The following is a 15333-nucleotide window of genomic DNA, read 5'->3' as shown; positions in this document are numbered from 1 at the left end:
TATAAAAAAGAGAATGCAAGTGTTGTTTTTCAAAACAGCTTTGCATCCCCCACTTTTAATCAATTCTTTCGCCATCAAGAGCACCCGATGAAGCAAGATATTCTCGTAAAGCTTTATATTCTTCACTTCGCCAAAATTTAGGTGATTCAATAAGTTTCACTGCATCTTGCCTTGCTACTTCTAACGCTCTATAATCGTGGACTAAATCAGCCATTTTAAATTCCGGTAAGCCACTTTGTTTTTTTCCAAAAAAATCACCAGGTCCACGGAGTTCTAAATCCTTTTCCGCTAAACGGAAACCATCATTCGTTTCCGTCATAGAAATCATACGCTCTTTACCCTCTTCACTTTTCGGATTTGCAATAAGTATGCAGTAAGATTGATGATTTCCCCGTCCTACTCGACCTCGTAATTGATGAAGTTGAGCTAAACCAAATCGCTCAGCATCATATATTACCATAAATGTTGCATTTGGAACATTTACCCCTACTTCTACAACAGTTGTAGAAACGAGAACATCTAGTCTTCCTTCACTAAAAGCACGCATTACCTCATCTTTCTCATTTGCGGGTAAACGTCCATGCATAAGACCTATTTTGAATTTATTTTTATAAATAGTTGAAAGTTGTTGATAAACATCTACTGCATTTTGCACATCAAGCTTATCTGATTCTTCAATGAGCGGACAAATAATATAAGCTTGACGACCATTGGCAAGTTCTTTCGCCATTCGGGTTAGCACTTGATTGAATTGTTCATTTTTTACCCAATGAGTTTCAATTTTCTTTCTTCCTGCTGGCATTTCATCAATGATTGAAACGTCCATTTCTCCAAATGCTGTAATCGATAATGTACGCGGAATAGGCGTTGCGGTCATAAAAAGCACATCCGGATTTTCCCCTTTTTCACGCAAAACTCTGCGTTGCTCGACCCCAAAACGATGTTGTTCGTCAGTTATAACAAACCCTAATTTTTTAAATGATACATCCGGTTGTATCAATGCATGTGTTCCAACAAGAATATCAATGTCTCCATTTGATACTCTCTCTAACAACTCTCTTCTTGCCTTTCCCTTAACCGATCCGGACAATAATGCAACCTTGACACCAAAAGGATGCAACCATTCATCAAGTGATGCTGCATGTTGTTCTGCTAAAATTTCAGTTGGCGCCATTAATGCACCTTGAAATCCAGCTGTAACTGAGGAATACAATCCTATTGCTGCCACCACAGTTTTCCCAGATCCTACATCCCCTTGCAATAATCGATTCATGCGTTGGGGGATTAGTAAATCACGTGATATTTCATTGACAACACGTTTTTGGGCATTTGTTAACTCGTATGGTAAAGAACTGATGAATTCACGAACCTTTTCTAAATCATATTGAATGATAATACCATGTTCTTGCTCTCTCCGAGTTTTTCTTAATGCTTGAATTTTCAACTGGAATTGTAACAGCTCTTCGTAAACAAATCTTCGACGTGCTTGTTTTGCATGATTTGCATTTTTTGGAAAATGGACACCTTCTAAAGCATCTGAAAGGGGCAGTAATTTATACTCATTTCTTAACTGTTCAGGTAAAGTCTCTGGAAGCTGATTTTTTGATAAATCCAAGGCTTGACGGATAAATTGGCGGAATTTTTTTTGAGTCAACTTACCCTTTAAACTATATACTGGTTCAAAATCTGCCTGATCTGTTTTAGGGCCAAATGACACATTACTTCCATTTATGATTTGACGGCCCCTATCCCATTTACCTGTTACGGTTACAATGGTCCCGAGTGTTAATTTACTTCGTAAATATCCTTGATTGAAAAAAACAACTTTTATCAAATGTCGTCCAACCAACATACGTACTTGTAAGCGTGATTTATTTTTACCTAAATAAAGAACAGTTGGTTCACTTTCGATACGTCCTTCTACTGTAACTCTTTCATTGTGTGGTGTTTCTGCTAAATCTTTTAGACGAAAATCTTCATGACGATACGGAAACGTTAATATCAAATCTTTTATCGTTGCAATGCCCATCAAACTTAATGTATCAGCAGATGTTTTCCCAACACCTTTTAAATCAGTTACTGAATCCAGTAGGTTAGTCACGATGTAACACGGCCCCACCAAAAATCTTCGCTTGAATTGCCTTAGCTGTTGGTGTTGCTGCTAATCCACCTTGTGCGGTTTCCTTTAAAGCTACAGGCATTGTTTGACCAATACGGAACATTGCACCGATTACTTCGTCTGTTGGAATACGACTCGTGATACCTGCCAATGCCATATCTGCTGCTACCATAGCATTTGCAGCTCCCATTGCATTTCTCTTAACACAAGGAACCTCCACTAATCCTGTTACCGGATCACATACAAGACCAAGCATATTTTTAAGTGAAATTGCAAATGCATGTGAACTTTGAGAAGGTGTACCGCCAGCCATTTCAACAATGGATGCAGCAGCCATCGCAGCTGCCGAACCTACTTCAGCTTGACAGCCACCAGCTGCACCTGAAATAGATGCATTATTAGCTACAACAAAACCGAAAGCACCTGCAGTAAACAAATATCGAATCATTTGTTCTCTTGTAGGATTCAATTTATTTTTCACGGCAAAAAGTGTACCTGGTACAACTCCTGCAGAACCTGCAGTGGGTGTTGCACAAATTGTTCCCATGGCTGCATTGACTTCGTTTGTAGCAACAGCTTTACTGACAGCGTCTAGTAAAAGATTTCCTGAAAGTCCTTTACCTGATTGTATATATTTTTGTAATAATACGGCATCTCCACCTGTTAAACCTGTTACGGAACGTACTCCTTTTAAACCTCTTTCAACAGCCTCTTCCATGACAGTAAGATTTCGAGACATTTGTTCCATTATTTCATCTCGGCTTCTTTCTGACATTAAAATTTCTTGTTCGATCATAATTTCTGAAATGAGTTTATTTTCTGTTTCTGCACGTTCTACCAATTCTCTAACATTACGAAATAATACTTCCATTTTTTATACCTCCTAGTTTTTAATACGAGTCACTTTCGTAATATTAGGAAGATTTTCGATTTCTCCTAAAATAGAATGTTCGATATTTTGATCTACTTCTATGACCATTAATGCCATATTTCCTCGTTCTTTACGTGACACTTCCATATGACCAATATTAATATTATGTTTTGCAAGGCAATTAGCTACATTGGCGATACAACCAGCTCTGTCATCGTGTACTACTAAGATTGCTGGCATGCCTCCTGATAATCGAAGTGGGAATCCGTTAAGTTCAGTAATTTCAATCGCACCACCACCAATTGAAATACCAACCATTGACATTTCCATATCATCATCACCAATTACGATTCTTGCTGTATTTGGATGCTCTGTATGATCTGTTTCAGGTATGAATTCAAAAGTTAATCCTGCCTCTGCTGCTTCTTTAAATGCAGTCTTAATTCTTTCATCGTAAGTATCATAATCCAGTAATCCACCGATTATTGCTACATCAGTTCCATGTCCCTTATACGTCTCTGCAAAAGAACCATACAAGTGGATTTTAGCCCATTTAGGTTGACGTCCAAATAAATCTCTGGCAACGCGACCAATTCGAGCCGCTCCAGCAGTATGTGATGAAGAAGGACCAATCATGACCGGACCGATAATATCAAAAACGGATGTAAATTTCATAATTTCTCCCCACGCATTTCTAGTAATATTCAAAACTTATCTTACACGAATATTCTCATATAACCAAACATTTTAGTCTTTTTCTATTTGACCTCAAACAAGCTATACATAGAAAAACGGCCAAGATTTTTTTCTTAGCCGTTTTACATAGGTTGTTATGATTAATAATTCTAATTGTGACTTATTCTACAGAAATGATATAAGGATATAATGGTTGTTTCCCATCATGTACCTCTACTTCTACATCTGGATATTTTTGTTCTATAAATTCAACATATTCATCAACAGTTTGCTTTTCAACGTCTTCGCCGTATAGTACTGTGACAATTTCTGAATCTTCATCAACCATATCGCTTACTAATATTTCAGAAGCGACTTTTAAAGAAGGTGTAGCTTGGATAATTTGCCCTTCTTTAATAGCCATGAAATCATTTTTGTGAATTTCTACTCCATCAATTGAAGTATCACGTACTGCAAATGTAATTTGTCCTGATTTAACATTTGCATATGCAGCTGTCATATGTTTTTTGTTTTCCTCAACTGATAGCTCTGGGTTGAATGCAAGAATTGCAGACATACCTTGTGGAATTGTTTTTGTTGGTACAACAGCAGCCTCAATATCTAATAATTCAGTTGCTTGTTCAGCTGCCATTACTATATTTTTATTATTTGGTAAGATTAATACTTTTTCTGCCCCTACTTCTTTAATAGCATTGACAATATCTTCTGTAGAAGGGTTCATTGTTTGACCGCCTTCTATCACATATGATGCGCCAACACTTTCTAGAAGTTGTGCAACACCTTCACCCATTGCTACTGTTACGATTGCATATGGTTGTTTTTTCACTTCTTTTTTGGCTACTTTATGATCTTCTCCAACGATTGCTGTATGTTGAAGACGCATGTTATCTACTTTAACTTTTACTAAACTACCATATTGTTGACCATAAGAGATAACTTTCCCTGGTGTTTCAGAGTGAACGTGGATTTTCACCACTTCATCATCAGAAATAACTAGTAGTGAATCACCGAAGTGGCTCATATCTTCTCGGAATTCTGATTCATTAAATGGTTTTTTATCGTCTTCAAAACGCACCATAAATTCTGTACAGTATCCATAGACGATTTCAGAAGTATCCATAAAATCTTGCGCTTTATGATGTTCTGCATTTACTAAATCATCGATTGAATCTATTTTCGTTGGAGCAGGAATTGCTTCACCTTTTAAGGATGCTGCAAAGCCTTCATATACAAAGACTAAACCTTGGCCACCACTATCAACCACTCCTACTTCTTTCAGTACTGGTAATAGGTCAGGTGTTTTAGCTAGCGCTTCTTTTGCTGCAGCTAAAGTTTGTTCCATAATAACAACAATATCTTCTTCTGTTTTTGCAACTTCCACTGCTTTTTCAGCAGCAACACGTGCAACTGTAAGAATTGTTCCTTCAACAGGTTTCATAACGGCTTTATAAGCTGTTTCTACCCCACTTTGAAATGCTTGCGCAAATTTTACTGCATCTAATTCAGTTTCTTTTTCGACAGCTTTACCAAATCCGCGGAATAATTGAGATAATATAACACCTGAATTACCTCGTGCTCCCATTAGCAATCCTTTTGATAATGCTTGCGCTGTCTTTCCAATGTTTGCTACCTTGTTAGCAGCAGTTTCTTTTGCACCTGATGTCATCGATAAATTCATATTCGTTCCTGTATCTCCATCAGGTACAGGGAATACATTTAACGAATCAACATATTCCGCATTTTGAGCTAAATGGCTTGAACCAGCTTGTACCATTTCCGCGAATTTAATCCCGTCTAACGACTTCATTTGAATAAGTTCCTCCTCTTACACGTTCGCTACGCGAACACCTTGCACGTAGATATTAACAGATTTAACTGCCATTCCTAATGTTTTATCTAGTGTATATTTTACTTTTGATTGTACTTGATAGGCTACTTCTGAAATTTTAGTTCCGTAACTAATAATGACATACATATCGATATGTAAATCTTCACCATCTTGACGAACGATTACTCCTTTTGCGAAATTCTCCTTACGAAGAATATCTGTTAAGCCATCACGAATTTGGTGTTTACTTGCCATACCGACGATGCCATAGCATTCAATCGCTGCTCCACCTGCTATTTGTGCAACAACATCATTAGAGATATCAATACTACCGAATTCATTTTTCAATTCTACTGACATTAGAATGCCTCCTGATTTCTTTTTGACTATCTCTTATTGTACTATACAAATTTTGATTATAAAAGAAAACCTATCAATTCGTCTACATTTAGACTGTAAAGGTTTTTTTCTTGAAAGTCTATCAAAATCAGTTGCATTAGGTAAAAGTGTGTGTTAAATTATTAAAGTATGTGAAATACCGAAGTGAAATCATGAATCTTTCAACTTCTTTATGAGGAGGGAAATAATATGCCAAAAAAATGTGTCATTACTGGACGTAAAGCTGTGTCTGGTAACAACCGTTCTCACGCAATGAATGCTAACAAACGTACTTGGGGCGCAAACCTTCAAAAAGTTCGTATTTTAGTAAACGGCAAACCAAAACGTGTATGGGTTTCTGCTCGTGCATTAAAATCAGGTAAAGTTGAACGCGTTTAATCCGTTCTTCCAAATAAAACGCCAAGTTGAAGTTATCAACTTGGCGTTTTTTCGTTTCCTTTTTTCTTTCTAGTAGCTGTTTTTTTAGGACCTGCAGGATCATTTGAAACCATCTGTAAACAAAATCGGGCAAAATTGCTAACTACTTTTGGTAATTGAAATGTGTATACTTTCAACTGGTCACTCCTTATCATCAATACTTCTTATCATTAAACATATGCCACTAGAAAATGAAATAGACGCATAATCGCCTACTATTTCATTACTTGTAAATCGAGTAGTCCCTATATCAATGACTTCATCTGTCGTTTCATAAAAAACATTTCGTAATGTTACATTTCTCACGACATCACCAAATGCAAAAAACGAAAGATATTTGAAATAGTGATCTGATACTATCTTATGTTCTCCAGGCAACAAAAATTGCAAACAATTAAAATTATTTATTATTTTTATTTCAATAGATGGATACATTTTTTGAACACGATATAAAATGTGTAAATTTGCTTCGTAATGGTCGAGTCTTCCACCTGTAACACCTGTTAAAAGAATCTCAGTCGGATTGAATTCTAATGCTTTCAATAGCGCTAGTTCTGTATCTGTTTCATCTTTTTCAGGTTTATGGCGTTGTATATTTGGTACGCGCTCATGAACCAATTGCCACTCTTCATTCGTTAATGAATCGAAGTCACCTACTGCTAAATCTGGAATAATCCCTCTATTCAACAAATAAACAGCTCCGTGATCAGCTCCGATAAATTTAACATCTTGGAAAGAAAAGAGGAAATCGTTCGATACGACTTCCTCCTCTGGACCTCCAGCACATATTATGACAACAGTCATCGTATAGACTGTTCTCCTGCCTCTAGAATGCTTTGTAATGCTTCTTTACGATTTTCTTTACCATAAATCGCAGAACCTGCTACAAAGATTGTAGCACCTGCTTGAGCGCATGGCACGATGGTTTCTGTGTTAATACCGCCATCTATTTCTATTTCCACATTTACATCCTTTTCTTTAATCAAAGCTGAAAGTTCTGCTATCTTTGGTACAACAGAATGAATGAATTTTTGTCCACCAAAACCAGGATTGACTGTCATTAATAATACTAAGTCAACATCTTCTAAAATATGTTTAATGGATTCAATTGGTGTATGTGGATTTAACACAACTCCAGGTTTCACTCCGAAAGAACGAATTAGTTGAATTGTTCGATGCAAATGACGGCATGCTTCAACATGAACAGTAATATAGTTTGCACCAGCTTTTGCAAAATCCTCTATATATTGATCTGGATTTTCAATCATTAAATGGACATCTAACGGAAGATTGGTTATTGGGCGCAATGCTTCTACAACAATTGGTCCCATAGTAATATTAGGTACAAAGTGGCCATCCATGACATCAATATGGATTAACTTAGCTCCTGCTTCTTCTACTTCTTTTACTTCATCTGCTAATTTTGAAAAATTAGCAGCTAAAATAGATGGTGCAATTTGAATCATAGTTTAGTACCTCGGCTTTCTATCAATAATTTCTTGTAAGAATTGTAGGTAATGATCATAACGATATTGTTCTACTTTTTTCTCTTCTACGGCTTTTTTTACTGCACATTTTGGTTCTTTTAAGTGCAAGCAGCCTCGAAATTTACAACTTTCCGATAATACAAAAAACTCAGGGAAACATTGAGTTAATTCTTCTTTTTCTATTCTATCAAAGTCAAAAGAGCTAAAACCAGGAGTATCAGCAATTAACCCTCCAGCTATTTCAATTAGCTCTACATGACGAGTTGTATGCTTTCCTCGACCAAGCGCTTCGGATATAATCCCCGTTTTTAGTTCTAGTTCTGGCATTAGTGTATTAAGTAATGTAGATTTACCAACACCTGATTGTCCCGCTAAAACAGTTAATTTACTTTGTAATAAAGGTATCATTTTAGTTAGTAAATTCGGGTCATCTTTATATGTCTCGATTATTCTATAACCAATTGCTTCATAATTGGCTTTATATTTTTCAATCTCTTGTAGTTCTTTTTCAGATAGTAAATCCGTTTTCGTCAAACAAATGATTGGATGCACTTGAAAGGATTCTAAAACCACTAAAAAACGATCCAGTAAAATCGTGTTAAATGCAGGTTCTTTCGTTGAAAATACAAGGATTGCTTGGTCAATATTTGCAACAGGAGGACGTACAAGTTCATTTTTACGTTCTAAAATAGCAGTAATTGTACCATCATTATTTCCTTCAACTTCATATTCTACATAATCTCCTACTAGCGGTGTTATTCCCTTATTACGGAAGACTCCGCGCCCCCGACATTGAATCAGTTGTTCACCATCTTGGACATAATAAAAGCCACTTAAAGCTTTTCTGATTTGGCCTTTTGGCATGTCCTTCCTCCTTATTTTAGAATTTAATATGCTACCTTTTCATTAATGATTACTTTACCATCACGCTCTACTTTGTATCTAGCCTCTTGCCCTTCTTCAATTTGAAGTTGAATCCTTTTCTGCTGAGTAGAATATAATTGAAATTCTTGTTCCACATCTTTAATTGAACGTGTATGGTCTTGAATATATATTCTTACCTGTTGAGGTTCACCTTCAACTTCTGGTTCGTAAGGAATCACTACAGATTTAACAAACAATTTAAGAGGTTTTGGTTCTTTTCCTTTTGATAGAACGACATCGATTTTACTACCTATAGCAACTTTTGTCCCTGCTTTTGGCGTTTGAGAAATAACTTGTCCTTTCGGAACGGTCTCTGAATATTCATCGCTTCCAATATGAATATTAAACCCTGAGGTTTTTGCATAAGAATCTAATGCTGTTTTGTCATATCCAAGTAAACTTGCAACTAATTCCTGTTCAACACCTTTACTTATTGTTAGGGTGACTGTCGTGTCTTTTGCTATAACACTTTCCCCTTCTTTAGGAGATTGTTGAATAATTGTCCCTTCAGTTTCATCGGAATAAGATTCTTTAACATTCACATTAAAGCCTTGCTTTTCAAGTAGTTGTTTTACTTGTGTAATATCCTTGCCAACATAATTAGTAATTTCCGTTTTTTTCGGTCCTTCGCTAATAGTTAAGTCAATCTCTGTTCCTTTCGTTCGTTCTTTCCCCGCTACAGGATTTGTCGAAATAATTTTATCTTCTTTAATGTCATCTGAATTTTGCTTTGTTTGGTCCCCGATAACAAATCCTGCATTTTCTAAAGTGCGGATTGCTTTGTCTACGTTTTGATTCGTTACATCTGGTACTTCATATCTTTTTTCAGAAAATAAATCTGGATATAAAAATAATACAATTAGAAAAACAAGTAAAAGACTAAGTAACAATCCTACAAAGATTAAAACTTTGTTTTTTCTTTTTCCTTTTTTCTCTTTTTTTTCATCATTGTACGAATCTTTTTCTTTTATAGGAATAGCTTTTGTCTTTTCTAAATCTTGTATGCTGTCAATTTCAGCTTCTTTTATAACAGGAATAAGCTTCGTCGCATCCTCATCGAAAGGTGGGATGAATTTTGTTTCATGACTTCTTTCATCAGATAAAACCGTTTCTAGATCTTCTTTCATCTCTTCAACTGATAAGTAACGATGAAGCGGATCTTTAGCAGTAGCTTTCAAGACCACATTTTCTAAACTTTGAGGTATTGATGGGACTATAGATCGTACAGAAGGTGTATCTGATTGTAAGTGTTTCAATGCAATTGCAACAGCAGATTCCCCAGAAAAAGGTAGTTCGCCTGTCAATAACTCATAAAGAACAATTCCTAAAGAATAAATATCAGATTTTTTTGTTGCGGTACCACCACGTGCTTGTTCTGGAGATAAGTAGTGTACTGTTCCTAAAACTGAATTGGTTCTTGTAAAGGAAGTATCCTCCAAAGCCATTGCAATACCAAAATCAGTAATTTTCACATTGCCAGATTCGTCCATTAAAATATTCTGTGGCTTAATATCTCTATGAATAATTTGATTTTGATGTGCGCTTGCAATTGCTGAAGTCAATTGTTTCATGATATTCACACATTTAACAGGGGCTAGTGGGGCGTATTTTTGTATGTATTGTTTTAATGTCTGCCCTTTCACGTATTCCATGACTAAATAATGCATATCCCCGTCTTCACCAACATCATAAATACTAACAATATTCGGATGTGTAAGACTAGTGGCTGATAAAGCCTCTCGTTGAAAACGTCGATGCATCTCTTGTTCATTTGAAAAATTATAATGCAATACTTTAATCGCAACATCGCGATCTAAAATCATATCATGTGCTAAGTAGACATTTGACATTCCACCGCCACCAATGACGTCAAGAATTTTATAACGTCCACTGATTCTTTTTCCAACGAGCATCCTTACACCTCCTCAATGTCTTTTGATAGCAGGATGAGTGTAATGTTGTCCTCTCCACCATTATCATTAGCTAATTGCACAAGTTGGCTACCTTTCTCTTGAAGGGTAGCTGAACTCATTATTATATTGTGCATTTCAATATTTGATATTTTGTTGCTTAGACCATCCGAGCAAATTAACATAAATGAATCGTCAAGAATCTCAACTTTATAGCTATCTGGTTCGATAGTAGATTCTGTTCCTAATGATTTAATAATATAGTTTTTCTTTGGATGACTTTCAGCCTCTTCCTCACTAATTTCACCGTTATCTACGAGAATATTGACATACGAGTGATCTCTAGTGACAAGGCGATTCTCTTCTTTAGTAACAAAGTAAACACGACTGTCACCTACATGACAAATAGTCGCATCATTTCCATTAAAAAGAACAGCAATAAGTGTAGTACCCATACCTTGGCAATCTTCATGTGTTAACGAGTATTGATAAAGTATTTTGTTAAGTTCTTTTACTGTTGAAACCAACCATTCTTCAATTGATTCATTTGTTTCAAAACGGGCTTTATCCGCCTTTAAAAATAACTCTTCAAAATGTGTAACAGCCATACGACTTGCAACATCACCTGCATTATGACCACCCATACCATCTGCTACAATAGCCAGTTGGTATGAGTCATCACGCGAGATAAAAGTTGCTGAATCTTCATTTACTGCTCTTTTCTTTCCAATATCACTTACAACAGTATATCTCACAACGTATCACCTCATTAGTGGGTCGTCTCTTCTTTTCTCTCCTTCGCACGTAATTGACCACAAGCTGCATCAATATCTGAGCCGTGCTCACGACGAATAGTAACATTGACACCATGTTTTTTTAGCGTTCTTTCAAAATCGAAAATCTTATTTCTTGGTGTTCGTACATAGTCACGTTCTGGTACATAGTTTACTGGAATTAAATTGACATGACATTTAATATCCTTAACAAGTTGTGCTAATTCCTCTGCATGTGCAACTGTGTCATTAACACCTCCAAATAAACCGTATTCAAAACTGATTCGGCGACCAGTTTTTTCAGTATAATATTTCACTGCTTCGATTAGTTCTGGTAGTTTGTAAGCTTTTGCAATCGGCATTAATTGTTGACGTAATTCTTGGTTCGGTGCGTGTAATGATAAAGCAAAGTTAATTTGTAATTGTTCATCTGCAAATTTATAAATCTTAGGAATAATACCACTTGTAGAAACGGTAATATGGCGAGCTCCAATATTTAACCCTTTCTCATGATTGATGACATGTAAGAATTGCATCATCGAATCATAATTATCAAATGGTTCACCAATTCCCATAATAACAACTGAACTTACACGTTGTTCCTTTTCATCTAATGCTTGTTGCACTTTCACAACTTGTTCTACAATTTCTCCAGGTAAAAGATGGCGTTTTAGCCCGCCTAAAGTTGATGCACAGAATGTACATCCAATACGACATCCAACTTGGGTTGTTACACATACAGAATTCCCATAATCATGAGCCATTAGTACAGTTTCAATTGAATACCCATCTTGTAATTGAAACAAAAACTTGATGGTACCATCTTTAGATTCTTGTTTTACTAAAGTATTCAATGTACTAAATGCAAATTTTTGTTGCAATTTTTCACGTAATCCTTTTGAAAGATTAGACATTTCTTCAAAACTTTTTACTCGTTTTATATATAACCAATCAAATATTTGAGCAGCTCTAAATGGTTTCTCTCCATTTTCTTTTAACCATTCTTGTAATTGGTCAGGTAATAATGAATAAATCGATTCGCGAAGTTGTGGTTTTTCTTTTTTAACTCTTGCTGTTGTTTTTATTTCTTGATCCATTAGTTTGTGGATCCTCCTTTTTTTCTGAAAGCAGCAACAAAAAAGCCGTCACTACCAAAATCTTGTGGAAAGACTTGCATCATACCTACTGTTTTTAATGCAGTTAATACTTCTGGTACATCTTTGATTGGAGATAACTCCATATCTGGATGAGCTTGTAGGAAAGCTTCAACAGTACCGTTGTTCTCCATTTTATCAATTGTACATGTACTGTAAACCATTTTGCCTTCATTTTTTAATAAAGTATATGCAGTATTTAATAGTTGAAGCTGAATTTTTTGTAAAGATTCAAAATCCTCTTCTTTTTTGGTGTATTTAATATCCGGTTTACGACGAATAACACCAAGGCCACTACAAGGTGCATCCACCAAAATACGGTCAAATGATTCCTTCTCAAATATTGAACTAGCTTTTCTTCCATCTAAAACTTGAGGTTGAATGATTGATAAACCTAAACGATCCGCATTTTGCTCAATAAGCTTAATCTTATGTGGATGTAAATCTGTTGCGATTAGTTCACCTTCGTTATTCATTTTTTCAGCAATATGCGTTGTTTTTCCTCCTGGAGCTGCACACATATCTAAAACTCTCATACCAGGAAGCACTTCTAACGCATATGAAGGTAACATTGAACTTTCATCTTGTATCGTTATAAGTCCTTCTTTAAATGCTTTAGAACGAGCAGCTTGTCCTTCTATGATGTGAAGACATTCAGGTATCACAGTACTGCGTTTAACTGAAAATTTTTCATCCCATAGACTACGTAAAGCTTCGTCAACTGTCGCTTTTGCAGTATTGACACGCACAGTTTGGATAGGGGGCAAATTATTTTCAAATAACATATTGGATGTTTTTTCTAATCCAAAACCATCAATATATCGACGTACTAGCCATTCAGGATGACTCGTCTCAATCGCTAAACGTTTAGCATCGTCTTCAATATTTGTTGTATCACGAATACCATCACGTAAAATAGAACGCAATATTCCATTAACCGTAGCACTAATACCACGATGACGTGCACGATGTTTTGCAATTTCTACTGCTTCGTTCACAGCTGCATGGTCAGGTATTTTCGTTAAAAATACAATTTGATACAAAGATATTCGTAATAGCCAGCGAACCCAATCCTCCAGCTTACCACGTACATATGGCTCCAAATAATAATCGAGAGTCATTTTATATTGCAATGTACCATACGTAATTTCTGTTAACAAACCACGATCTTTTGCATCGATTTTATATTTTTCTATTGTTTGATGTAACAACAAATTACTATAGGCTTGCTGTTTATCAACAGCAAGTAATATCGTCAATGCTGCATCACGAACATTACCATCCCAGATAGGCATGTTTTTTTTACTTTTACTCATTCAAAGCGGTCCCCTATCTGTAATTTTGAACCTACACCATTTAGGTAATTGACAGCTTCCATACGCTTTTTACCAGCAGGTTGTAAATCCATAATATCGATTGCTTGTCCTTCACCAGTTGCAACAGTAAAGAACTTTTTAGAAATACCAATAACTGTACCAGGTTGTTGCTGATGTGAAACAGAGGATTTTTTTGCCCACCAAATCTTCACATTTTGACCATCAAGAGTTGTATAAGCAGTTGGCCATGGATGTAAACCACGAATTTGGTTGTAGATAGCTGTATTATTTTTTGACCAATCAATACGTTCTTGTTCACGTGAAATATTATGTGCAAAAGACACTTTTGACTCATCTTGAGGAATTCGTTGATTTGTACCATCAATAATAGATGGAAGCGTAGCTTTAAGTAGGTCTCGGCCAACAATACTTAATTTTTCAAATAGGAGGCCTGTATAGTCTTCTTCTTCAATAGTTAGCGCTTGTTGTGCAATAATATCTCCTGCATCTAATTTTTCTGCCATATACATAATGGTTACGCCAGTTTCTTTTTGACCATCAATAACTGCTTGATGAATTGGAGCGCCACCACGATATGCTGGAAGTAATGATGCGTGTACATTTATGCATCCCAATTTAGGTGTATCTAACAATTCTTTCGGTAAAATTTGACCAAATGCTGCCGTAACGATTAAATCAGGATTTAATGCAATAATTTGTTGTAATTGTTCTGATCCTTTTAATCGTTCAGGTTGAATAACAGGTAATCCAAGTTCTACAGCAGCTGCTTTTACAGGTGGAGGAGTTAGAATATGCTTACGTCCAACGGGGCGGTCTGGTTGTGTAACAACTGCTTTTATGTCATACCCTTCGTCATGTAGCATTTGTAGGACAGGAACAGAGAAATCAGGAGTTCCCATAAAAACGATTGATATCATTGTTCTTCATCCTCCTCTGCATACATTTCTTCTATTTCTTGCAATGTATAAATTCTCGTGATTTTTTTATCAAATAAAATACCATGTAAATGATCAATCTCATGTTGAATAACACGTGCATCGTAGTCGTATGCTTCTAATTCATATAATGCTCCAGTACGGTCTTGTGCTTGTACTTTTACATATAGAGGACGTTCAACATCTCCATATAAATCTGGAAAACTTAAGCAACCTTCCATATCAACTCCTGTGTCTTCAGAAACTTCTACGATTACAGGATTAATAAGCTCTAGTACATCACGTTCTTCTCCAAGTTCTACCACTGCAGCCTGGATACTTTTATTTACTTGTGGAGCCGCAATACCCACACCATCATTTTCTAGCATTGTTTCATACATATCATCAAGTAATTTAGCTAGATCAGCATTGAATTTTGTCACTTCAGCTGCTTTTGTTTCCAATATCTTCGCGGGATTTTTCACAATTTCTAACAGTGCCATT

Annotated in this window: 16 protein-coding genes; 1 reads left to right on the top strand and 15 read right to left on the bottom strand. The window is 35.9% G+C overall.

Going from position 1 to position 15333, the window contains the following annotated elements; translation table 11 throughout:
• Positions 1 to 55: 55 nt before the first annotated feature.
• The 5 genes from recG to CW357_RS02170 form a co-directional block, all read right to left on the bottom strand.
• A complete protein-coding gene (gene recG, locus CW357_RS02190; protein WP_369973721.1) occupies positions 56 to 2101 on the bottom strand; it encodes an ATP-dependent DNA helicase RecG in 2046 nt (681 codons plus the stop codon).
• Positions 2094 to 2990 (bottom strand): L-serine ammonia-lyase, iron-sulfur-dependent, subunit alpha, encoded by an 897-nt coding sequence (gene sdaAA / locus CW357_RS02185; RefSeq protein ID WP_124217228.1) that lies wholly within the window; start codon positions 2988 to 2990, stop codon positions 2094 to 2096. Before sdaAA ends, recG begins: the two co-directional genes overlap by 8 nt.
• Before the next feature lie 12 nt (positions 2991 to 3002).
• The gene (gene sdaAB, locus CW357_RS02180; RefSeq protein WP_119414248.1) at positions 3003 to 3665 is read right to left on the bottom strand and encodes an L-serine ammonia-lyase, iron-sulfur-dependent subunit beta; all 663 of its coding nucleotides are present in this window, start codon (positions 3663 to 3665) and stop codon (positions 3003 to 3005) included.
• A 181-nt stretch (positions 3666 to 3846) separates the two neighbouring features.
• Positions 3847 to 5493 carry a DAK2 domain-containing protein gene (locus CW357_RS02175; protein ID WP_119414247.1) on the bottom strand — a complete coding sequence of 549 codons (1647 nt, stop codon included), beginning with the start codon at positions 5491 to 5493 and terminating at the stop codon, positions 3847 to 3849.
• An 18-nt stretch (positions 5494 to 5511) separates the two neighbouring features.
• Positions 5512 to 5874 carry an Asp23/Gls24 family envelope stress response protein gene (locus CW357_RS02170; protein ID WP_119414246.1) on the bottom strand — a complete coding sequence of 121 codons (363 nt, stop codon included), beginning with the start codon at positions 5872 to 5874 and terminating at the stop codon, positions 5512 to 5514.
• A 228-nt stretch (positions 5875 to 6102) separates the two neighbouring features.
• On the opposite strand from CW357_RS02170, the gene rpmB reads away from it, so the two are divergent.
• A complete protein-coding gene (gene rpmB, locus CW357_RS02165; RefSeq protein ID WP_102692702.1) occupies positions 6103 to 6291 on the top strand; it encodes a 50S ribosomal protein L28 in 189 nt (62 codons plus the stop codon).
• A 35-nt stretch (positions 6292 to 6326) separates the two neighbouring features.
• On the opposite strand, the gene spoVM is transcribed toward rpmB, so the two are convergent.
• From spoVM to def, 10 genes are read right to left on the bottom strand one after another with little or no spacing between them, the layout of a single operon-like run.
• On the bottom strand, positions 6327 to 6467 hold the full coding sequence (gene spoVM, locus CW357_RS18510) for a stage V sporulation protein SpoVM (protein ID WP_233547996.1): 141 nt from the start codon (positions 6465 to 6467) through the stop codon (positions 6327 to 6329).
• Between the two features lie 4 nt (positions 6468 to 6471).
• Positions 6472 to 7134 (bottom strand): thiamine diphosphokinase, encoded by a 663-nt coding sequence (locus tag CW357_RS02155; RefSeq protein ID WP_119414245.1) that lies wholly within the window; start codon positions 7132 to 7134, stop codon positions 6472 to 6474.
• Positions 7131 to 7796, bottom strand: coding sequence for a ribulose-phosphate 3-epimerase (gene rpe / locus CW357_RS02150; RefSeq protein ID WP_119414244.1), 666 nt, complete (start codon positions 7794 to 7796; stop codon positions 7131 to 7133). Before rpe ends, CW357_RS02155 begins: the two co-directional genes overlap by 4 nt.
• Before the next feature lie 3 nt (positions 7797 to 7799).
• Positions 7800 to 8681: a ribosome small subunit-dependent GTPase A gene (rsgA, locus tag CW357_RS02145; protein ID WP_119414243.1), complete on the bottom strand. Its 882-nt coding sequence runs from the start codon at positions 8679 to 8681 to the stop codon at positions 7800 to 7802.
• 23 nt (positions 8682 to 8704) lie between these two features.
• On the bottom strand, positions 8705 to 10654 hold the full coding sequence (gene pknB, locus CW357_RS02140) for a Stk1 family PASTA domain-containing Ser/Thr kinase (protein ID WP_119414242.1): 1950 nt from the start codon (positions 10652 to 10654) through the stop codon (positions 8705 to 8707).
• A gap of 2 nt (positions 10655 to 10656) precedes the next feature.
• Complete coding sequence (locus tag CW357_RS02135) at positions 10657 to 11406, bottom strand: Stp1/IreP family PP2C-type Ser/Thr phosphatase (protein WP_119414241.1); 750 nt, start codon at positions 11404 to 11406, stop codon at positions 10657 to 10659.
• A 14-nt stretch (positions 11407 to 11420) separates the two neighbouring features.
• The gene (gene rlmN, locus CW357_RS02130; RefSeq protein ID WP_119414240.1) at positions 11421 to 12521 is read right to left on the bottom strand and encodes a dual-specificity RNA methyltransferase RlmN; all 1101 of its coding nucleotides are present in this window, start codon (positions 12519 to 12521) and stop codon (positions 11421 to 11423) included.
• Positions 12521 to 13894: a 16S rRNA (cytosine(967)-C(5))-methyltransferase RsmB gene (rsmB, locus tag CW357_RS02125; protein WP_124217227.1), complete on the bottom strand. Its 1374-nt coding sequence runs from the start codon at positions 13892 to 13894 to the stop codon at positions 12521 to 12523. The genes rlmN and rsmB overlap by 1 nt, the downstream gene beginning before the upstream one ends.
• Positions 13891 to 14832 (bottom strand): methionyl-tRNA formyltransferase, encoded by a 942-nt coding sequence (gene fmt, locus CW357_RS02120; protein ID WP_119414238.1) that lies wholly within the window; start codon positions 14830 to 14832, stop codon positions 13891 to 13893. Before fmt ends, rsmB begins: the two co-directional genes overlap by 4 nt.
• On the bottom strand, positions 14829 to 15332 hold the full coding sequence (def, locus tag CW357_RS02115) for a peptide deformylase (protein ID WP_119414237.1): 504 nt from the start codon (positions 15330 to 15332) through the stop codon (positions 14829 to 14831). The genes fmt and def overlap by 4 nt, the downstream gene beginning before the upstream one ends.
• Position 15333 lies beyond the last annotated feature (1 nt).

It is taken from the genome of Rummeliibacillus sp. TYF005, from assembly GCF_003844195.1.
In the GTDB taxonomy this organism is placed as follows: Bacteria; Bacillota; Bacilli; order Bacillales_A; family Planococcaceae; genus Rummeliibacillus.
This window is presented reverse-complemented; position numbering and strand designations above follow the sequence as displayed.